The following is a 22,847-nucleotide window of genomic DNA, read 5'->3' on the forward strand; positions in this document are numbered from 1 at the left end:
CGTTTTATTTAACATCCACTTCGATAATTTTAGAAAGTCCTGATTCCATGCCATCCTGGTATATTACCCGCACCGCATATTGGGTTAACCCTTTTTGGGGACGTTTGTCACGGTATTCACGTGTATCATAAATCGAATCATAACTCGCAAAACCTTCATTTTTCAAAGCTTTGTAAATGACAAACCGGCAATTTGGAATATTGTAAGTCCAATACAATGATACGCTTTTATCGGGATTCAGAAATGCTTTTAGTCCGTTTACCGAAGCAGGCGTAATACGTGGTGTTTTTACATTAAGCGGAAAGGATACATCCGAACGTAATCCGGCCTCATCCACCGCCACCAGAGCATAACCATATTCAGAATGGCCTTTGATTGTTTTATCAGCAAAATTTGAAACCGAATTTTCCAGTTTTGCGAGTTCAACCCAGCGCTCCGTATTTTTTCCACGCCGCATTAGAATTTGGTTGCTCACGTCGGCACTGCTGCTGGGCGACCAGGAAATAACTACCGCAGTGTCACTGACGGTGTAATTTTGAATTACGGGAGCAACAGGTTTAAGAAGATCCGGTCGTTTTAATTCAAAAATGTCCGATGGTTCGCTGGGGTTGTAACTTTTATCGTAGGCAATAACACGAAAGTACTTTTTCCGTGTCAGCGTCTGCAGGGTTGTTGAGTCATTAAAAACGGGCAACGCCAGATATCCTCTTGTATCACCTGTGAACACATGATCGGGTGCGTTAGCTGAAATTACGCGGTAGCCCAGCAGATCGGGTTCCCTGTTCATATCCCAGACCAGCCTGACAAATCCGGTCGTGTCGATATATCCCTGAACTCCCATTGGTTTTGAAGGGCCTTTGCTATCCTTAATTACGCAGTAGGCTGGAAGTCCCAAACCGATGTTGCTTGCCGTGTCAATCGCAACTACCCGATAATAGTTCGGAAGATGGGGGAGTGCCGTTGTGTCAACAAAGTCTAACGCCGCCGCTCCGAGTGGCTGGGACGTCAATGGGGTAAACGGTCCATCCAGGTTCATGCCTTTTGCTACTACAAAACCTGCCAGATCGGCTGGCCTGTCGTTATATTTCCAGGTCAGCTTCACGTTGCTTCCCTGTAAGTGAGTAGCTTTAAGGTCTTCAACGGCATGGGGAGCCGTGCGGTCAACTGCTGAGCCTGAGACGATTTCAGAAGCGACGAGTTCACCAAAAGGTGTGATGCCCAGAACCCTGTATTGGTAAGGCCGGTAATTTTGTTTTACAGAATCTGTGTATTCAATTTTATCATCTAAAACCGAAGTTGGCGCTTGGATCCAGGGTCGTTTCGTAATTCGCCGGAAGGTTTTTCCGCCATCGTCGGATCTTTGTACATAATAGCATGAAAACAAATTTTCAGATAACAGGCGGTTCCAGCTCAGCCGGATCAGATGTTCTCCCGAAGTTACTTTCACCGGAGTCATACGCTGCGCTTCCGTCTCTTTTTCGTTTGTGACAGAAGTCACAGCCATTTCAACGGGATACAATTCAGGATTGGTCAGCGGTGTGAGGTAATAGCTGTACCGGACACCTTTTTTAACGTTTTTATCAACCCATCCCAGCGCCATTCCCGTCGCGTTTCTCGGGCTTACATCCGCAAGTAATAATGCAATCATCATCCGCAGGTCATTCTGGTTTTGCTGATCAAGAATTTTATCAAGCGTAATCGCATCGTTGGCACCGATGGGTGTGTTTGTACCATTAACCAGCTGAGCAGATGCCGCCGCCAGGGTGTCTTTTGCTGAAACATTTTTTAGCCATTCCGCTGTCGTCCATGGTTTTACTGTGATCTGGTAGTCCAGATGCATTTTTTTATCCGGCGTTAAGCTTCTTCTCGTCAGCAGGTAACCTTGTTTTAAAGCCTGGCGAAAAAGTGCTGCATGGTTAGGAGCCCAGCGGACCACAACCGAATCGCCAAATGCTTTTGCCATAATGCCCACCCGGTACCTGCCGGTTAATGAAGTGTCGATCCTGGGCTGGGGCCGTTTTGAAATATCATCCGCTTGCTGCCCAAGACAGATTCCGCCTGTAAGCAATATACTTAGGAGCAGAACAAGAGTGCTTGATAAGACGGATTTATAAAATATTTTCATGATAAATAAGCTTACTTGGCAGGGTTAAAAACGGAGGCTGTGCGAACTTTGTTGATATCGAAAAAACCAAATGCCTGCGGCGAGGGACATTTGTAATAAGAGTCATATAATTCATGAAGCTTCCCGTCCTTGGTCATTTGCTGCATTTGTTTCATGTTGCTTACGAACACACCAAAGTCCGAACTCTGATTTTTATAATATACCAATGGTTTGTAAAGCATGTTCCAGCCGGCATAATTTATATCGGAAGTAAGTTTGCTGTCGCCCTTAACTTTGTCGATTCTTGATTTGGCGATAACTACTGCCAGTACGCAGTTTACTTTGGCCAGATTACTGGTCATCATAAAAAATCCTTTTGACCACTCATTGTTGCAGGGAATTTTCTTTCCATCTTTATCTACCTGGTAATAGGAATCATTGCAGTACACCAGATATTGCTTTGTCTTGTTGTAGATATTATAAAGGTGATCATCGAAATAGCTTGGCTGTTCACTATCTTTTGTAAAAGGATCAGCAGCGAATTCTTCATGAATCGCTTTTCTAAGCATAATTTTGGACTGCAATGAATTGTAGGTACCATGGTTTTCTGCCAGAAGAGTGAGCTGGTCTCCGATAGCTATAGTAATCATTTTTTTATAATTGCCATCATAAATCTGATTGTTAAGTTCCTCATAAGTAGACACATGAGGAAGTATGTATTTGTCATAGGCGTTACGCACGGGAATGGAAGAATAAGTGACGCCATATTGTTTGGTTCCCGGTTGGCCAAAAATGGTTTGCGTGATATGCTCCTCCACATATTTTTCTATTGCAGGCGAATTTCCGTCCATAACCGCATCCGAAACAGTAAGCCCGCCGGTTGTCTTTAATCCACTAACCGGCGACCCATTAGCAATGGACTGCATGTCGCCCAATGAGTAGGTTTTGGGCGCTATATTTGCATTTTTGCTAACGTTCAGCTTTACTTTCTGCCCCACCAGTACAAGGCAGTTTAATAAAAAGAATATTGTCAAAATCGTTTTCATAATCGTGAGTGCGTCGGCACTATTTATGTTTTCTTTCTGTATAAATCAGGTTGTAGATATCTTCATTTTTAAAAGGCTTCTGAATATCATCATATATGTGATTAAACTGCACCATCGACCGGCGGAACAAATCAATAGCTTCATTCTTATCACCGAATGGTTTAGTCAGATCGGCTTCTTCGTAAAAATGGCTCGGAATCCTTTCAAGCATTTCAGCTATCGGAATAGCTACTGTCTTAAACCAGAAACTTTCTTTTCCGGCTTTTAACAGAACCATTGAAGGCCTGAAAGTGCCGTTTCCTAAAAATTCACTTTGCATTTCATAAGAATCAAAACCTTCTTGGGATTCCATCTTTGTTGTAAGCGCATCCATCATTTTGGCAATGGCATTTGTCTCTGTCAGCGGAAACTGTGCTGCCATTACCTTTTCAGAAAGTTTGTTAAACTGACTGGTTTTAAAGTAATATTTATAAAGAGAAACTTCCAGTTTTTTTGCCAGTTTGGCTTCTTCCTTAGCCTTTGCTGCGTTTTCATTGATTTTGACGATCAGACTTCCCGTATTATAAAGCATTTCTGATCCGGCAGTTATTTTGTAGCTCGTGCCATAACCCTGCGCAATCTTTTCGTAGGTTTCATTCGATACTTCTGTGTAAGTATCAACTGTATTATTATACTTCGCATTTACACTGGCTGCGGCTCCTGAACCTGCTCCCGGAAACGGTGATTTATAGCCGGATTTCCATGCCTGTCCGTTAAGCGAATTGAAGCCCTGATTAACTGCAACGTAAATGTTTGCAGTCGATATTTTCTTAGCCGACTCTTTTGCTTTTTTTGCTTCTGCAAGCTGCTGATTGACAAAAGCGGGCTTTGGAATCCTTACAAGTTCAAATCTGTAAAAAGTTTTGTTCTTAATGCCAGCAGGCAATGTATAATTAACCTGGTCGCCGGTAAATACTGCTTTGGCCGTCATTACAGAAAGTGGTTTGTCATCGGCAAAAGTGGTTCCTTCCAACGGAGTAAATCTTGCCATGAGATCATAATTGGCGTCTGAGTTCAGATTTGTTAAACAGCACGTCATTTTTGTTTTCAGCCGGATAAAAGTTACGGCGTCCTCACCTTTCATAAAATACCGCTGGCCTTCGTAAGGATAGGACGATAAAATTGCATCATCATCGGAAGAACCTTTTGACAAAACAGTGATACAATCGCCCGTCTGAAATTCTACTGATTCGGTTTGCTCCACGGTCTGGTTCTTGAAAATGTATGGTTCGAGTTTACCGTTATTTCTGATATGTACCTGCAAATCCAAAGATACCTTGTACGACGATTTGGGTAAAAGGGCAGAATAACGGTAAAATGTGACGTTGTAATTCGGGTCGCCATTTTCATTTCTGTCATAACTGTATCTACCGCTATTGTCCGAATCGCAGCCTGCATATTGTGGGTCAACTTTTGTGGCAACGGTTGAAAAACCTTTTTTATACAACAATTGAAACTCACGGTGTAAGATCGTGTTTCCGTTTGGCGCAACCGACGTTGTTCCCTGCGTACCGGCTTCCACTTTTTGTCCCTGCGGAACTTCCAGATCAATGATCAAATCACTTTGAACAGGGTAGTTGAATTCCGCATAGTATGGTGAAAGAATGGACGTTTTTTTATCAGTTCCTGACGGACCGACGGCAGCGATAAGAGGCTGTCCTGCAAACGGATTTGGTGGTGCAAAGGCGGGTTCGCATCGCTCTCCTTTATTATACCAAAAGTCGAGATTGACCTTTCCCTTTACCAGTCCGCCAAGTACGCGGTATTTTAGCAAAACATGTCCATTCAGCCAGATAGGATTGACCATCCCGCCGCGCAGCAGTGCCGCCGCTTCCAGTTCTACAACGGTGAAAGTTCCTTCATAAACCCAGGTATCAATGTCCAGATCAAGTGCAAAGTGCATGTAAGCATAAATTTGACCCATCGCATACCAGCCATTTATTCCCGGAGTTTTGCCATTACAAAGATCACTCGATTGAGATAAGGCAAGGTCAAATCCGACGGCGCCATCAAAACGCAAATGAAAAGGACCAACGCCAAAATCGGAATTGAGACTATAACCTGAGCCAAAGGCAATCAGAGGTGAGCCATCCTTAAAGGCAGTAGGCGTATTGCTTTTATAACCAAGTTCCTGCAAAATCCCTGGCCGTTTATCAAAGCCATATGGTGCTGGTGGCAGCGTTGAGCCCGAGCCATTATAATTTCCAAGCATAAAATAAGTGCCAAATTTGAAACTGGCCAGGCTGGCAATATCGATTTTCAGACCGATACGATCCTGAGGAATTCCCAGCGAAAGAAACCAAAGGCCGGCACCATCCACATGTAATTTTGTGCTTTTTACCTCTGCGGTTATGCTTACACCCGGCAACGAATATCCGGCAGCAAGATCCAGCTGGGCATCGAAAATTTTATTCTGAAAATCGTAGACCATATCGCCACTCCCTTTGGCAAATGCAGCAGACTTTGTATCCCCAAGCAGCCAGGCGTCAACGTGAAAGGACATTTTACCAATACCGCTATTCGCTGTCATTTCCATCCCAAGTGTTCCCTCCATGGTGAGTACGCCGGGAGTGACCAGTCCAACGCCTACCAGCGCTTCAAAGCCCATGCCCGTTTTGTCATCAGGCGTGTAGTAAACTTCACCCTGCGGGTTCGTTTTTCTGGTTACTTTTGAATACAAACCACCACCAAAACTTCTGAAAACGAGAGGAGAGGGTGGGGCAAAAGGTATTCCGGATGCGCCAATGCTTATCTTTCCGCCTACATACCAATAACGGAACCCACCCTGGCCGGGAGTAGTGCGTCCGAAGCGCGCGGAAACATCACCTCCTAACAAACCACTTATTGTCATCTTAACAGTCCCGTTCAGACCGTTCCCATAGACACCGTCGTTGTTGTAAAATTCCAAAGAACCCTTCACCTGAACCGGTCCCAAAGGGGCATCCACAGAAACTTTATCAGGAGTTACATCGTCAAACGACCAGTTTGGTCTTCCTTTTGACAACCCTGTTTTGAAAAAGAGCGTTGCTCCGGCATCAGCTGTTAACCCGGCTCCCTCTCCGCCAGTCAGATCCAGTTTTCCTGCGAACTTAAATCCAAACCGTTCAGGGTCGGAGGGATCTACTACCAAATCCGCCGAGGTTAACGTTAAGGGAAAATCATCCATGAGTTTTTGCGGCGATGCAAAACCCATTTTTAAAGATTTTAATCCAAAATACGGCGCCTTGCTGGTCAGGGTAAGTTCTTCAAATTTGGCACCGGGTATCGTAAAGTATTCAGCATCAATATCAATTCCTCCGTTCAGAACCGCCTTCGCTTCCACACCTTCGTTGCCACTGTAAGTCACACTGACATAACTGCTGCCTTCCAGTTTTAATTTGGCCCGCCAGATGTCTACGCTCATTTCGTCGGTGGGTTTGGCCGTGAACTGTACTGTCAAACCGCCGCTTTGTTCTTCTTTTGAAAGGGTGCAGCTATAAGGTAACTGCGAAGAACCTTGTGTCGGATCTTTAAATACTGGTAAAACTATTTTTCCGCTCATTGCAGAATTTTGGAATGTACTTTTCAGGAAGCTGACAGATAATTCGTCAATTGAATAATACCAGCTTGCCAGTGAACCGTCCCCGATGTCCAGGATGTTTTTCATAAATGCTTTTCCGGAAAAACCATTGTTATCTGAAATCATATCCTGCACACCAACGGTGAGCGGCTTCCCATCGCTTCTTTTGATGAAAGCAGGAAGTTCAAGGTTGATTTCCGGAAAATAAAGTCCCTGCCAGAGATTAATTTCCGGGCCGGCCAGATAACCTTCCGGTAACTTCGCGGGTGTAGTCATTTCCGAATGATCGTAAATCGCCGGTTTACCTTCCTGCATCGAGAATTTAAAATCAGAAAGTCCGTTTACATAAAATTTGGGAAAACTCAACTGTGCCGTCCAGTTTTGAAAATTAACCAGACCCGTGTTTACGCTGATTTCAACAGGACCTTTTGTAGCTGCATCAGTCAGGCCGGGAGGGGTAAGCAACCCGTGAACCCGCATTTGTTTGAAACCCTTATCATCAAAAACAACATGTGTAACCTGAGCCGTATCCGGTCCCATAAAATTTTCACCCATAGGTGCGCCCTCTGCTCCTTTTAAAGCAAAAAAAGGGGAAAGCTGCATTTTGTCGGCAAGATATAAGACACCTTCGCCACAGAGTTTTTCCGGAGTAAAACACATGTTGAAACCACTCAGCGGAATGCCGGAAACCAGTGAATTCGCTGTTTTGACCCAGGTATTGGCATCAAAAAAGGCTTGGTTTGGCATAAAGGTCATGTTAGTGATCGCAATGACCGTATTCACCGGGCCAAAGGTTTTATCAATTCCAAGCGGCAACTCGAATCCTACACTTTTGGCTGAATTTGTCAGAGAAGAAACAAGTTGATCTTTGGCGGTTGAAAAGAATGTACTCAGGTTCTGCATCGTAGCGGGCGTCATTTCCAGGGCCGGCATTTCAGGTTGGTCGTAACCAGGCGTAAAACCCGGCGCTCCTTCCTTGTAAATCGCTCTTGCAAAACCACTGATTACCTGTCCCTGTGCATTACACTGAATATCAAAGAGATTTACCCGCAGCTTTACATAACTGTTGTTGATCATCGGAACCGGAATCATGCCTGTTCCCGAAAGTGCTCCTTTTTCTTCTTTAACGTTAGCCAGCAAATCGAGCTGAAAACCGGCAATTGTCGCTTTTCTCGTTTTCAGAACCTGGCTGTTGTCTACTTTCTCACTTTCATTTACAGGAACCTTGCAGGAACAATTGGCCGGAAGCTTTGCGAAAAGCGCCGTTTTTTTCGGGGTGGACGTGGTGTCTACCGGAAGCAGACTTATTGGGATGATGTTTTGAACGACCTCGATTCCCGGCAAAATAATCTTCTGGAACTGACCATAGGTAAATGCCTGCACCGGGCTTTTTCCGTCATTTAAAAAATTTAGTTTTCCATTGACGGGAACCGCCTGAACGCGCCAGGCGTAGCGTTTCCCGACCTGTAATGGAGGATGCTGCGGTCCGTAAAGAAAGGTGGTCAATTTCAGATTTTTAACTTCGAGACCCGACTTTGGTAAAACAACTGCATCAATAAAAACATTTGGGTCTATATCCAAAGCAGGAAGTTCGACGATCCGTAAAGTATAATCAACCTGGTTAGGCAGAATTCCCACCGGAGCAGTCCAGGTAAAAACCTGTGTTTGTGGCGTATTTGCGTTTACCTGCATATCGGCCTGAGGGAAAATAAGGATCGGAGGCTCTATTACCCGCATCGGTATCAATCCGCTGCATCCCATTGGAAACTCCGCTGAAAGCGGGCGAATCGTTGCGTTGTCGAATGCCTGAACACACAATTGGTAATTTCCCTCCGGAAGTGGTAATCCGCGGTAAAGCAGGTTTTTGTTCATTCCCTGGACCTCAATCTGATTCAGGTCAAACAGACCTTCCAGCTCGCTGCGGGTAATCAGCCGGTTTACATCCGTTGGCCGCAGTTGTAGCGGCTGCTGTGGCCGGTAATTTGATGAGGTTTTGATGATCACGCCATTATCCCCTTCCAGTTTTCCCAGTAACCGCACGCTAAGCGCTCTCCCCGAAAGATTACTTATAAATACCTGAACCCGGTTTCCTGTTCCCGGATAATCCTGAATGTAAGGGCTGTAAGGCGGCAGCACATTGGTGGTAATGCGGACCATGTCCTGCGCCGCGGAATAAAAACCTGTTGCCAGAAACAGCAACAGAGAAAAACAGGCAATTACACAGTTTCTGTGTTTTATTATTTTAGAAAGAAATTCCATATCCGATGTTTCCTCTGAATTCGTTAAATTTTTCCGCTTCTATTCCCGTATTGGAGTTTAAATAATTAAGCATGAGATTTAAACTCTGCCTTTTCGAAAGCTGATAACCCGCATTTGCAGAAGCTGTTAGTAACTTTCCGGTAACTCCAAATTGCTTGTTGATGAGGTACGATACGTTAGCGGAAGTGGTTATTTTCTTTTTTAAGAAAGCGTAATTTGTGCCGACGGTAGGTCCGTAATATTTCACCTTCGAATTTTCCTGACCGGGCATGGAAACCGGCAGGCTCGTCTGTGTATAGGAAAGTGTGAGGTTCAGTCCAAAACCACTTTGATTTTGCACGAAAAAATAACCCAGGTTCAGATTCTGGTTGTTATTCTCTGTTTGTGCAGCTGTGGTCTGGTTCAGATCTGAAAGTTGCTGATGCGTCGCTGTGAATGTAAAAATGTGGGACAGTTCCGGATTTAAAACAGAGTACCGTGTATTGACGGTTGCCGAAAGATTGTTCTGTGCAATCCGGAGTGTATCGATAAGTGGTCGTAAACCTGCTTTTTGACTTAAACCGTAATTCGACAGCGAAATGTCAAAACCAAAAGTCGGGTTGGGGTTCACAGAGGCCATCAACGATCCGATGGACCGGCCGGTTCCTGCGTTTTTGTTATTGGCAAGATTATCAAACTGCCGGCCGTAACTTCCTGTAATTCTTGCCTTTCCTTTTAGCAGATTTAAAGATGTCGCAACGGTATAACTTTCAATATCACTTTGAAAATAGTAAGCACCCATTGTCTGGAAGTTAGGGTCAATGCGTTTGTACTGCACTTTTAGCGAACCCCATTTGTCCTGATAACCAACTGCGGCCTGCGTTGCCTGCGTTAACTGAGATGAAAGACGCGGGGTAATCATTTTACCAAACAGCCTGACCAGGGGATTCTTTCCCTCTGCCTGGATTTCTGTCGCCAGCATGTCACGCGTGTAAGAACTTGCAGCGGCATCAAGTTCTACCAAAAAATGCTTTACAATTAAAAGGCGGGAGGTGATACCCACAACCAGATTTTCGGCAGGAGTGAGGTTTAACTCGGGAGAAGGAGCTACACCGGCAATGGAGTTGGTGTCATCCTTTGCACGCAACATCACCAGGTCTACATAATTATTTGCTTTACCGTAACCCAGTTTGACGGAATATCCGGTACGTTTAAAAGACGGAATCACGTTTGGATCAATAATGGTTGACGAACTGGCTTTGTTAAAACGACCATAAACAATACCCACACGGAGTAACCCGGGATTGAGTTCGACGCCACCACCCAGAAAAGTATGCCCTGCCAGAGTGAAAGGCGAAAAAGAAACATTACGATATCCGGCATGTAAGGTCGCCCATTTGTAACCCGGACTTACACCAAACTGGTTGAATGGCTGACGGAAACTTGTTCCCTGATTTCCTAAAACACCTGAGAATGGTAAACTGATGCCCCCTGGTAAGGTTAGGGTTATGGCTCCGCTAAGTCCGAAAGGCGTGGGCTGGTTCCGGGCGTTGATTCCGTTGGCTGTGTAAAAACCGGCGTAAGCATTCAGACCTCCTGAAACCTGCACGGCTTTTGTTTTCGGAGCATTTTGTCCCATTACCCGAATGGAAACGGGTAGCTCCAATATTATCAATAAAAAGAGTAATAGTTTATTCATAAAATGCTGATAACACTGTGATAGTCCGCGCCGGAATTATCTGATGTGTTGAAGTTAACCACACCGAAAAAACCAAACATGTAAAAATCGATGAAGGGTATGCAATAATCGCTGAACGATTACTTACTGCCAAAGAAGTGGTTATAATTGTTTGATGATCTTATTAAGCGGTTAATAAAATAGAAGTTTAAAGAAAAAGTCAGGTGTTACTTCAACCAGAAGACAGCAGGAGAGTTGCTCCTTTAAAACTCTATACATTTACAAACGTTACTTTTTTTCATCGACATAGAAAAAATGTGAGGAAAGAGACGCGAAGTATCTACATTGGGATGAAAGGAAATTTAACACTGATAATAATGTCGCTTTCGGCTTTCCCAGGCTGTTAAGGACCCTAAATTGGTCAGAAATTAAGGGTTCCTGTTTTGGATATTGCGTTTATGTAAAAATATAAAATGAAAAAAATGACACCGATTAGTCGCAGAAAATTTGTTAAAAACAGCATGATCCTGGCAGCTGTAATCCCTGCGACAAATACCGTTTCTTTACCTGATTTGGGAAAAAAGAAAGGAGAAATACTGGAACCGGTTATACTTAACTGGCTGGATTTAAAGGTTTCCGGAGCTGGTGCCGGTACGACCTGGGGGATTCCCTGGCGAAAAGGTTTATTAAAAAAAGACACACCTTTAAAACTGCAAAGTCAGGATGGTAAAGAAGTGGCCATTCAAACGTGGCCACTTGCGCAATGGCCGGACGGCACGGTTAAATGGTCGGCACACGCAATCGGACCGATGGAGAATACTTCGGGTAAATTTTTATTAAAACAGGGAAAACCAGCTGTCATAGAAAAGCCAATTGTCTTAACTGATAAAGCGGATAACATTGAAATTGATACGGGAATTATCGTTTGTAAGGTAAACAAAACAGGTAATGACCTTATCAGTTCAATTTCAAGGACTCGTAAAGTGACTGCGCAAAACGGCCGGCTGATCCTGCAGATTCAGGACAAGGCTGAGGCTGAAAGCGGAGAATCGCTCAAAACGGAGTTTTTTGATGGCAGAATTGACAGCGTAACCGTTGAGCAAAAAGGGCCGGTAAAAGCGGTTGTTAAAATTGAAGGAAAACATAGCAGCGGTCAGCGCGGGCTGCTGCCTTTTATTGTCAGACTATACTTTTATCAGGGTAGTGATGTTATTCGGGTTATGCATACGATCATTTATGACGCGGATGAAAACAAGGATTTTATAAAAGGAATCGGCATCCGTTTTAATGTTCCGATGGAAGAGGAGATGCACAACCGGCATGTCCGGTTTACGGGAGAAAACAAGGGTGTGTTTGCCGAAGCCATACGTGGCCTGACAGGATTACGGCGCGATCCGGGAGGAGCGGTAAAAGATGCACAAACCGGAGGAAAAGAGACGCCGGCGGTTTCCACGTTTCCGCAGACCGTATCAAAACGGCTGAATTATATTCCCGCCTTTGGTGACTATACGCTATTTCAGCCAACACCAGATTCTTTTGAAATACAAAAAAGAACCAAAGCAGGACATGCCTGGATACAGTCGGCATATGGCGGACGATCTTCAGGAACAGGATATTTGGGATCACCAAAAGGCGGCATCGCATTTGGAATAAGAAACTTCTGGCAAAGCCATCCGGCTCAGCTGGATGTTCGCAATGCGCATACTGATCTTGCGGAAGTTACCATGTGGGTTTGGGCTCCCAAGGCATCTGCCATGGACATGCGGTTTTACCATGACGGGATGGGGCAGGATACTTTTGAAAAACAAAGGGATGCATTGGAAATCACCTATGAAGATTACGAACCGGAATTTGGAAGGCCTGTTGGTGTCGCCAGAACCAGTGAAATGCAGATCCGCGTGCTCCCGGCAACACCTTCCGGTGCAGAACTCACTGGGATATCCCAGGAAATACAAAATCCTCCGCAATTGATTTGTGATGCAGGGTATTATGCGCAAGCCGGGATTTTTGGCGGTGCTTTCAGCGCAATAAATACGGCCAACCCCGAGGAGGTTAAAATTGAAAAACAGCTGGAATTTTATTTTGACTATTACCAAAAACAGGTCGATCAGCGTCACTGGTATGGATTCTGGAATTATGGTGATGTGATGCACTCCTATGACGAGGATCGTCACGTTTGGAAATATGATGTGGGCGGTTTTGCCTGGGACAACTCAGAGCTTTCCACTGACTTGTGGCTTTGGTATTATTTTCTGAGGACAGGTAGGAATGATGTGTTCCGAATGGCCGAAGCGATGACCAGGCATACGGGAGAAGTCGATGTTCATCATATCGGGCCTTTCAGTCCGCTGGGTTCCAGACATAACGTGATGCACTGGGGATGCAGCGCAAAGCAGTTACGGATTAGTACCGCAGCTAACAGACGATTTTATTATTACCTGACCGCTGACGAAAGGGTGGGTGACCTCATGCGTGAGCAGGTTGATGCAGACAGGACACTACGCACCATTATTCCGGGAAGGAAAATCGGACAGGTTGCACCGGAAAACGATCCGAAAGGAGAACTGGCCAGTATTTCTTTTGGAACCGACTGGGGCGCGCTCGCGGCTGCATGGCTCACTGAATGGGAACGGACGGGAAATGAAAAGATAAAAAATAAGCTGCTCAACAGCATGCGCACCATTGCCGGACAACCCCACGGATTTTTTACCGGCGTGTCTACCATGGACTTGAACACTGGTAGATTTATTTCCGCTGATCCGGCGAAGCTAAGCGTTTCACATCTGAGTTCCGTTTTTGGCCTTGCAGAAATATGTGCGGAGCTGATCGGTGTTTTTGATATGCCTGAGTTTGAAAAAGCCTGGGTGCAATACTGCCAGTTATATAACGGAACAGCTGAGGAACAGAAAAAGGCATTGGGACAAAGTCTGACAAAACTCAACCTGAAACAAGGACATTCACGGTTGACGGCATTTGCTGCCTTACGAAGAAAAGATAAAAGACTTGCAGACAGAGCATGGAGCGAATTTTTTGAAGGCGAGGCGGGGATTAAAAACCCAAACCCTAAGGTAATTCACCTGCAGGGCCCGGAAGTGCTTAATCCAATTGATGAGGCGGTGGGCATTTCAACAAACGCTGTTGCGCAGTGGGGACTGGCTGCGATGCAATGTCTTGCTTTTGCAGGGAGCGATTTAAAATAAACTTCAATTTTTTTGAAACATAGCCTTTTGCCTGCTTATGTACGGCTCAAGGCTATGTTTTTTTTATTAACGTGGTTTAATCAAAAATTGGAACTAAATTTCAGCTACATAGGTCATCACTGCTTCCTCTGCACGTTTGTTTGGTTTAATTGAAGGTGGCATAACCGCTTCTCTTAATAACCGATAATATTGCACCGTATTCTGCAGTGCGTTAAGACAGGACTCCCTGTTTTGTTCTGCGATGGTACTTTTCATCCATTGCAAATCTTCCTCCGGCAAGAGCTGTTCTATTTTTCTTACTCCTTTGGGCAGTTCCTTGTTTTTTATCAGAGCCAGGGGGCCTAACACGTTTTGCTGCATAAAGGAAAAAAAAGTTGTCGTTTCAAAGTATTCCCCACGGCCAATTTTTGCTGCGGCGTAATGAATCCAAATCCAAAAACGGTCTTCGATCCATTGGAAATCCGGGTAAGGAAATTCTGCGGTTGATTGACTTAGCAGGTTTGTCAAAATGCTGTCGCGCTCCCAAATTACGACAGGATCTTCAACCCTGGATGTCATATCAGTAAGGTGAACGAATTTCAGGTCGACGTGTAGCATGGGGTTATTGTAAAGACATATCAGCAAACGGGGCTCGCCAACGTGTTCGCCGGTAAAACAAGCCAGTAAATCACCTGCAGATTGGGCCACAGCCTTTCTCTGTTCCAACGGCAGTGTTTCAGATCGATGGACGATTACCAGATCAATATCTGAGAACCGGTCCATTCGTCCGTCAATCCAGGAACCTCCGGCCGCAAGTGCCAAAAAATCTTTGTCTGATGAAAGCTTGTCTGAAAAAGAAGCGATAAATTGCTGGAAGAAAACTGGTTTCATAAAATTCAGAATTGATTAGAAAATTATTGTGTAACAGGCTGCGGCCATGCTTTAGTTCATCCCCGTACTGCCTGGTTCGGGGTTTAGATATTTTTACCGATGGCTGCAACTCGAATAGAAACAGATAAACTCTAAACCACATTGCGGATTTGTAAAATCGTTATCTTCGGAAAGAAAGTTAAGCGATACTTCGAAACAGCATAGTTATGAGAAAAAATGAAATTTTTGCAGGTCTTGTAGTCATTCTGGTTGGCGTTTCGAGTCTTGCGGCAACACTTCCCTTTTCCGGTACGGCAGGTTTATTTAATTTTCGTAAAGGAAAATGGGTGACTTTGTTTGACGGAAAAACGATCGCCGGCTGGCATAACTACAACAAAGAGGGAGTAACAGGATGGTTGGTTGAGGACGGGGCCCTTACTCCTGATGGTACCGGGGGAGACCTTGTTACTGATAAAGAATATGAAAATTTTGATTTGGAATTCGAGTTTAAAATTCCGGCCGGAAGCAATAGTGGTATTTTATACAAGGTAGTCGAAAAACCTGAAATCAAAAGAACCGTATTCTCAGCGCCTGAATATCAGATTATTGATGACAAAGCTTACGTCTGGCGAAACCCAGAAGGCGAACCGATCACAGTGGATGCACAGGGTATGAAACTTAAATTAAAAGAAGGACAGCTTACAGGAGCTAACTACGATATGAACCCTCCTTCTGATAAAGCAGCAGCAAAGGCTGTGGGTGAGTGGAACACCGGGAGAATCGTGGTGAACAAAGATCATGTCGAGCATTATCTGAATGGCAAAAAAGTGGTGGATTATCTGTACGGAGGAGATGAGTGGAAAACTTTACTGGCTAAGAGCAAGTTTACCGAATGGCCTTATGCCACGCCTCACGCCAAAGGCAAAATTGCCCTGCAAAACCACAACGCACACGAAAAAGTGTGGTTTCGTAATATTCGTATTAAGGAGCTTTAAGAAAATTTTAGAAACGTTCAGGCATCAGCGGGAAACGGCTGTTGTTTTTTTATTGCTTTAGCAGAATCAGTTCGGATAAACCGGATCTGGCTTCTTTTTCCAGCTCAGGCACCAAGGTTTCGATATCAGGCGGCCAGACTTTACTTTTTAGATTTCCTTCAATTACTTTGTACTTATCCGCTGTTGACAAAAGTCCTACTGAAAACAACGAGGACCGGTATTTATGAACGGCCTGAATCAGACTTTCCGCATCTCTTTCCTTTTCCGCTTTACTGATTACGGAAAGCTGGATTTCACTTTCGTGTTCAAACATCGAAATTAACTCGTCACGAAGCTCTACGCTGCCTCCTGTTATTTCATCCAGATAGCTCATGTTCAGAATAGAACTTGGAGTTGCCGGAGCTTTTATCTCAGCAGTTTTAAGATCAACAGCAGTACTTGTGGCATCTTTACCGGTTACCTGCCAGATGGTACTGATCAGCTCTTTCTGTTTAAATGGCTTGGAAATATAGCTGTTTGCACCAATGCTGAGACACTCTTCTTTTTCTCCAATCAAAGCATGTGCGGTCATAGTAATGATCGGAATTGTGGTTGAAATGTCTTTTCTGATTTTTTTGATCGCCGTATAGCCATCCATGATCGGCATCTGCAAATCCATTATAATCAGGTCATAGGCCAAACTTTCTTCCAGCAGATGAACTGCTTCCAGGCCATTATTGGCAATCGTGAATTCAAGTCCAAGCCTTTCGAAAATAGCACGCAGGAGTTTCTGGTTAAGCAGATTATCTTCGGCTACCAGCACATGTAATTTTGGCAAAGGCGTCAGTGAGGCCGATGCGAATTCGTCCACTTTCTCATAAGAATCGGTGGCCATGACCTTGAATGGAAATTCAATGATGAAGGTTGTTCCTTTACCTGGAAGGCTTGTCACTTTTATAGTGCCGCCCAGCAGCGTTACCAGCGATTTTACAATGCTTAAACCAAGTCCTGTTCCTCCAAAAAGCCGGGTTGTGCTTTCGGATGCCTGAACAAAACGTTCAAATATTTCATCGATCTTTCCTTCCTGTATACCGATTCCCGTATCTGAGATCGAAAAGCGAATTGTTTGAAATTCATCTTCTATGTCCGAAATTGGCTCAACGGAAAGCGTTACGCTGCCTTTTTCAGTGAATTTGACAGCGTTCCCGCAGACATTCAGCAATATTTGAGTAAGGCGCAGCTGATCAGTTTGTATGATTTGAGGAAGTTCTTTGGACAAAACAACGTCATATTGAATCCCTTTTTCCCTTGCTCTCTGGCTTATCAGAACGGAAACGGAATCGATCAACTCTCTTAAAGATGTTGTTGTTTTTTCAATCTGAATATGTCCTGCTTCAATTTTTGAAAAATCCAGGATGTCGTTGATCAGATCAAGTAAATTCCTTCCTGCCAGTTGTATGTAGCTTACATATTCAAGATTCCGCGGATCTTTAACTTCCCCTTCCAGGAGATTTGTGAAGCCGATAATTGCGTTCAGCGGTGTACGAATTTCATGACTGACATTTGACAGAAAGATATCTTTTACTTTTAGTGACTGTTCAGCAATGATACGCGCATTTTCCAGCATGGTCTCATAGTTCACACGCTCTGTAATGTCTCGAATGACTGTTATCGCACTCGAAACCGTGCCGTCCGTTTCGTAAATCGGACTGACGCTTGTTTCCAGATTTTTGACTTTTTTATCAATCAGCAGGTTCAGTTTGTTGCCGGGAAGTTTTTCTCCTGTCAAGGCTCTGCTTATGGGTAAGGAGTTGGTTTCAAAAGCGAACCCGGGGTCGTCGGGATGAACCAGTTTAACATTTTCCATCAAACTGTCGAGTCTGTCATACTGCCCTTTTTTCAGTCCCAGCATCTCTTTGCCAGATTGATTTAAGAGCACAATCTCTTTGTTGGTATTAATTACCATCAATCCGTCAGGAACAGCTTCAACATACTGTTTGAGAACACCTTCTTTTTTATTGATCTCATTTTGCATCTTGATCTGCTTTTTCTGATCTCCGGCAAGGAAAGCCAGTGCAGCAAGTGTGAGCAAAAAGCCGGCAAGGCCCGTTCCGATGATAAAAAGTGTGGTACTTTTTTCGGTATCAACAACCAGATGCCTTCTGTTTTCCAGGTTCAGATTTTCGTAGCGATCAATCTCCCGAATCTTGTTCATCAGAAGCTGATTAAGCCGTATTCCTTCACCTTTTCTGATCATATTCCTGGCAGAATCAATTCCCGCCCGATTGTATGTACTCATCACAGAATGGGAGAAAAGTGCAATTTTACTTGAGACTTCAAGTAACTGCCGCACACGGTCTGTTTGGCGCTGATCACCTTTCATCAGATTAAAAAGTGTGTCGCTTATTTCAATCAGCTGGACCCTTTTCGTATAATTATCTTTAAGCAGATCAAGGCTATCGGTATTCAGGTAGCCGTGCATGTTTAGCTGGATATCTTTTGCGCACTGTCCGAAGCTGGCAGTCTGATGCAGAATACGGGTCGTAGTATTAAGCTGGCTATTGTGTGACGCCAGATGCTTAACACTTTGATATGCAAAATATTGAGATCCGAAAATAAGAAGCAAACCCAAACATATGCTAAGTAGGGGGCCTCTGAATTTTCTGCTGATTAACGCTGAGAGCATGAAGTTAACTTTCTATCTTTAATCTGATGTACAATCTTAATAAACATCCTTCTATTGTTTGCTGGTTAAAACAAACCGGGCAGTCTTCAAAGTAAAAAACACCTTCATTTTTCAACTTTGAATTCATACTAATTTCTGAATTAATAGAGTATTTTAGTGTGTCAATTCGAATATATTTATCTATTAATATACAAATAGTTTTACAAAAAACAAGTTTGTCTGTAAACGGTATGTCTTAGTCAACCGGTTCGATATGAATCAAAATGTTACCCAATTCCGGAATCTGACGGCGAAGCGTGTCCTGTAACTGATGTGAAAGTTTATGTCCTTCCTTCACCGAAATGTCTGCATTGACCTGCGCGTGAAGATCTACATGATATTTCATGCCTGATTTTCTGATATAACATTTCTCGGTGTCTTCAATGCCTTCAACGCTTAGTGAAACTTTTCTTATTTCCTCGATCAGGTCATCGTATAAATTCTCGTCCATGATTTCTCCCAGGGCAGGTCTGAAAATCATAAAGCTGTTATAAAGGATAAAACCCGAAGCTAAAAGTGCAGCCCAGTCATCGGCCGATTCATAGCCTTTTCCGAGGATTAATGCAATGGAAATGCCTGCGAAAGCGGCAACTGAGGTAATAGCATCACTTCTGTGGTGCCAGGCATCTGCCTTTAGCGATGAACTGTTGGTTTCCACGCTTCTTTTCATTACCAACCGAAAAGACAATTCTTTCCAGACAATGATTGCTCCTAAGATAATCAGTGTCCAGGGTGCCGGTAATTCGTGAGGCGTCTGAATGTTGATGATACTTTCATAAGCAATAACGGTAGCGGATGTGATCAGAAAACCAACTACCAAAAAAGTAATAAGTGGTTCCGCGCGGCCATGACCATAAGGATGATTTGCATCTGCCGGGCGGTTGGAATATTTTATACCAAACAAAACCAGAAACGAGGCGAAAATATCTGCTGTCGACTCAATTGCGTCAGCGATCAAAGCATAGGAATTACCAAAATAGCCTGCAAATCCTTTAATGACAGCCAGACAGGTATTACCTACAATACTAAAATACGTGGCTTTGACTGCTGTTTGTTCGTTTGTTGAAGTAGTGATTTCTGGCATTTATCCCGGGTCTCGTTGTAACCGGCAGCGCTTAAATCTGCCGGTTTACTACAAATGTAGATGAAATAGCCAGTTTTGCAGTTTATGAAACACTTAATCCTGAAAAATGAGTATTCGTTTTTATAAACTTACAGTCAAAACAGGCCAATCTAAACACGAACTTTCCAGGGTTTATACAAAATGTCAAAGCAGCTTATCGGGTGTAATCGGCAATTGGCGAACCCGCTTTCCGGTTGCGTTGAAGACTGCATTGGCAATAGCTGCTGCTACGCCCACAATACCTACTTCACCAATACCTTTAACACCCAGTTTATTGCCCGCTTTGTCTTCTTCACGAATAAAAATGGCCTCCATAGTTCCAATGTCCAGGTTTGAAGGTACATGGTAATCGGCCAGCGACCGGGTTGCAAAATTGCCCCATCGGGGATCGATTAAAGATTCTTCGGTGAGCGCCATGCCGATTCCCCAGGTATTTCCGCCAATAATCTGGGAACGCGCGGTTTTTGGATTCAGAATTTTTCCGGCGCCGGTCACTGCCAAAAATCGCTCGACTTTTACCATCCCCGTAGATATATCCACCCATACTTCTGCAAAGTTTGCATTAAAGCTGTGTGAAGAATAGTTCTCAGCGCCTTCCAGCTCTTTTGAGTCTGCCCTGGTTTGAAACTCCGATACATTTTCAGAGATCATCAGTTTTGCTGCGGTTGGACGCACGAAAAATTGTTTGCCGGATCTTGCAATCAGTTCATCTGTAACTTTGATACAGGCATCGTTAACGACATTGGCATAACTCGTAGCGCCGACAGAACCAACGGAACCTGCGGCAGGTGGAAAGTCAGAGTCTCCGATTTTTACATTTATTTTATTGATTGGAAGATCAAGAGCATCGGCGGCAGTTTGAGCCAGAATGGTGTAAGTTCCTGTTCCCAGATCAGCGGCAGCCAGTTCGATTGTTGCGGTAACATTGTTTCCATCGCGTTTGAGTTTGACATTGGCTGAACTTGGTCTTTGATGTGCCGGGTAAGTCCCGCAGGAAACGCCATAACCCACAAGGTAATTTCCCTGTTGATTCTGACCCGGTTCGGCTTTGCGCTTTTCCCAGCCGAATGCCTTTGCTCCCTCTTTCAAACATTGCACGGTTGTCCTGGACGACCACGGTTTTCCGTTTGATGGATCGCGTTCGGGTTCATTTTTTAACCGAAACTCAATCGGGTCCATTTTAAGTTTAAACGCCAGTTCATCCATAGCCGATTCAAGTGCGAAACTTCCGGTTGACTTTCCTGGTCCCCGCGTGTAGGTGGGCAGGATCAGGTTCATCGCTACAACCCGGTAGGTTATGAGAGAATTCGGGCTGTCGTACATAATTTTTGAACAGTCACCGCAAGGTTCTACAAACTCATCTTGCATCGCTGCATGGGTTGTAATTTCATGAGCAAGAGCTGTGAGTTTTCCATCTTTGGTCGCAGCCAGGCTCACTTTTTGCAAGTTGCGCTGCCTTAATCCAACCGAATTGAACATTTGCTGGCGGGTCAACGCAAGTTTTACCGGGCGATTTACCATTTTTGCCGCAACCGCTGCCAATACCAAATTTCCCCACTGACCGCCTTTTGAACCAAACCCGCCGCCGATGTAAGGCGAGACGATTCTTACATTTTCAGGTTTGAGATTTAATGTAGCAGCTGCTGCACTTTGCGCTCCGTTAACGATCTGGGAACTGTTGTAAAGGATCACATTTTCTCCCTGCCATTCCGCGATCGTCGCGTGGGGTTCCATTGGGTGATGATGCTCGATCGGGGTTGAATAAATCTCTTCCACCTTCACGTCAGCAATTTCCAACGCTTTTTTAGCGTCACCTCTTTTCGCATCAGCTTTTTCCTTGTCCTTCGGCAGAACTGCGTCTTCTGCCAGTTTTTCAAAATCAAGTTTTCCCTCTTTTTTCTCATATTTAACCTGTACTAAATGCGCAGCATGCCGGGCTTGTTCAAAGGTTTCGGCCACAACAACGCCGATATGTTGCCCGTAGAAATAAATATCCGGACTTTGCAGCATCGCTCCGCCCCGAATTCCTCCTTTCGTGTTAAGCTTAGGCGCATTTTTATGTGTGATGACCGATAAAACGCCGGGTGACTTTTCAGCCAGGGAGGTATCTATATCCGTAATTTTTCCTGCTGCGATAGTGCTTTTAAAAATGACAGCATAAGCCGGATTTTTTATAGGATGATCGGTCGAGTAATCTGCCTTTCCGGTCACTTTTAAAATCCCGTCGATACGGCTTACAGGTGTGCCGGTAATTGTATTTTTATCTTCCATAGAATTGATGGATTTTATAGAAATCATGATCTGCCGCTGTTAAATGCCATTTGTAAAGCCCTGACGATGCTGCGGTTTCCCAGTTCGACTTTGAATTTGTTATGTTCCAGTGGCCTTGCATCGGCCATTTCAGCATCGGCTGCCATTTTGAAATTTGCTTCGGTAGCCTCTTTTCCAACAAGCATTTTTTCGGCTTTTAGTGCACGCCACGGTTTGTGCGCCACTCCGCCCAGAGCAATTCGGGCCTGGACAATTTTGTTGCTATTCAGTTCCAAAGCAGCCGCAACTGAAACGAGTGCGAAAGCATAAGAAGCCCTGTCGCGTACTTTCAGATAGTAGGAATGTGCAGCAAAATTATTTTTTGGTATTTCAATAGCTGTGATAATTTCGCCCGGATTCAGATTAGTATCTTGTTCGGGTTTGTTTTCGGGTAAACGGTGAAAGTCTGAAAAAGCAATACTTCTTTCCTGGCCGCCTGCATTCCTGACTGTCACCGCAGCGTTGAGTGCAGAAAGTGCCACGGACATGTCTGATGGATAAACCGCTACGCATTTTTCTGACCAGCCAAAAATCGCGTGCATCCGGTTTATTCCTTCCATGGCCCCACAGCCTGATCCGGGCTGGCGTTTGTTGCATGGCATGTTTACGTCGTAAAAATAGGAGCAACGTGTCCTTTGCAGCAGGTTCCCTCCATTGGTCGCCATGTTGCGGATTTGTCCCGATGCCCCCGCAAGAATAGCCTGCGTTAAAAGCGGATAGTTTTGACGAATTATGGGATGATTGGCTGTCTCGGTATTTCGCCCAAGTCCGCCAATTGAAATTCCGCCGCTATTAGCTCCGGCAGTAATAATCTTAATCTGCGCCAGATCGAGCCGGGTTATATCAATCAGCTCATCCGGCTGCTCCACATCTTCCTTCATCAAATCCAGCAGGTTGGTTCCGCCTGCCAGAAATTTTGCTTTTACATTTCCTTCCAGCAATTTGGTAGCCGAGGAAATATTTTTTGCATTGGTATATTTAAATGGTCTCATGGTGATAGCT

General features: G+C 44.4%; 11 protein-coding genes. 2 read left to right on the forward strand and 9 right to left on the reverse strand.

The features are described from left to right. Positions 1 to 4: 4 nt before the first annotated feature. The 4 genes from E0F88_RS28175 to E0F88_RS28190 are packed head-to-tail and all read right to left on the reverse strand — an operon-like array spanning position 5 to position 10,685. Positions 5 to 2,125, reverse strand: coding sequence for a fibronectin type III domain-containing protein (locus tag E0F88_RS28175; RefSeq protein ID WP_131961683.1), 2,121 nt, complete (start codon positions 2,123 to 2,125; stop codon positions 5 to 7). An 11-nt stretch (positions 2,126 to 2,136) separates the two neighbouring features. Then, positions 2,137 to 3,150 (reverse strand): hypothetical protein, encoded by a 1,014-nt coding sequence (locus E0F88_RS28180; RefSeq protein WP_131961684.1) that lies wholly within the window; start codon positions 3,148 to 3,150, stop codon positions 2,137 to 2,139. Positions 3,151 to 3,169: 19 nt separating this feature from the next. Further along, positions 3,170 to 9,007: a hypothetical protein gene (locus E0F88_RS28185; RefSeq protein ID WP_131961685.1), complete on the reverse strand. Its 5,838-nt coding sequence runs from the start codon at positions 9,005 to 9,007 to the stop codon at positions 3,170 to 3,172. Beyond that, positions 8,991 to 10,685 carry a hypothetical protein gene (locus tag E0F88_RS28190; RefSeq protein ID WP_229213940.1) on the reverse strand — a complete coding sequence of 565 codons (1,695 nt, stop codon included), beginning with the start codon at positions 10,683 to 10,685 and terminating at the stop codon, positions 8,991 to 8,993. The genes E0F88_RS28185 and E0F88_RS28190 overlap by 17 nt, the downstream gene beginning before the upstream one ends. Before the next feature lie 461 nt (positions 10,686 to 11,146). Here E0F88_RS28190 and E0F88_RS28195 point away from each other — a divergent pair, with 461 nt between their 5' ends. Further along, on the forward strand, positions 11,147 to 13,864 hold the full coding sequence (locus E0F88_RS28195; protein ID WP_131961703.1) for an exo-rhamnogalacturonan lyase family protein: 2,718 nt from the start codon (positions 11,147 to 11,149) through the stop codon (positions 13,862 to 13,864). Between the two features lie 93 nt (positions 13,865 to 13,957). Here E0F88_RS28195 and E0F88_RS28200 read toward each other — a convergent pair whose 3' ends face one another. Next, the gene (locus E0F88_RS28200) at positions 13,958 to 14,734 is read right to left on the reverse strand and encodes an aminoglycoside 6-adenylyltransferase (protein WP_131961686.1); all 777 of its coding nucleotides are present in this window, start codon (positions 14,732 to 14,734) and stop codon (positions 13,958 to 13,960) included. A gap of 206 nt (positions 14,735 to 14,940) precedes the next feature. Here E0F88_RS28200 and E0F88_RS28205 point away from each other — a divergent pair, with 206 nt between their 5' ends. Beyond that, positions 14,941 to 15,708 (forward strand): 3-keto-disaccharide hydrolase, encoded by a 768-nt coding sequence (locus E0F88_RS28205; protein WP_131961687.1) that lies wholly within the window; start codon positions 14,941 to 14,943, stop codon positions 15,706 to 15,708. A gap of 49 nt (positions 15,709 to 15,757) precedes the next feature. Here the strand turns inward: E0F88_RS28205 and E0F88_RS28210 are convergent, their stop codons facing one another. The 4 genes from E0F88_RS28210 to E0F88_RS28225 all read right to left on the reverse strand — a co-directional run bounded on the left by E0F88_RS28210 (position 15,758) and on the right by E0F88_RS28225 (position 22,837). Further along, positions 15,758 to 18,373, reverse strand: coding sequence for a hybrid sensor histidine kinase/response regulator (locus E0F88_RS28210; protein WP_131961688.1), 2,616 nt, complete (start codon positions 18,371 to 18,373; stop codon positions 15,758 to 15,760). A 235-nt stretch (positions 18,374 to 18,608) separates the two neighbouring features. Then, positions 18,609 to 19,496 carry a cation diffusion facilitator family transporter gene (locus E0F88_RS28215; RefSeq protein WP_131961689.1) on the reverse strand — a complete coding sequence of 296 codons (888 nt, stop codon included), beginning with the start codon at positions 19,494 to 19,496 and terminating at the stop codon, positions 18,609 to 18,611. Positions 19,497 to 19,679: 183 nt separating this feature from the next. Next, on the reverse strand, positions 19,680 to 21,833 hold the full coding sequence (locus tag E0F88_RS28220) for a xanthine dehydrogenase family protein molybdopterin-binding subunit (RefSeq protein ID WP_229213941.1): 2,154 nt from the start codon (positions 21,831 to 21,833) through the stop codon (positions 19,680 to 19,682). After that, positions 21,830 to 22,837 (reverse strand): FAD binding domain-containing protein, encoded by a 1,008-nt coding sequence (locus E0F88_RS28225; RefSeq protein ID WP_131961690.1) that lies wholly within the window; start codon positions 22,835 to 22,837, stop codon positions 21,830 to 21,832. Before E0F88_RS28225 ends, E0F88_RS28220 begins: the two co-directional genes overlap by 4 nt. Positions 22,838 to 22,847 lie beyond the last annotated feature (10 nt).

This window comes from Dyadobacter psychrotolerans (assembly GCF_004349265.1).
Classification (GTDB): domain Bacteria; phylum Bacteroidota; class Bacteroidia; order Cytophagales; family Spirosomataceae; genus Dyadobacter; species Dyadobacter psychrotolerans.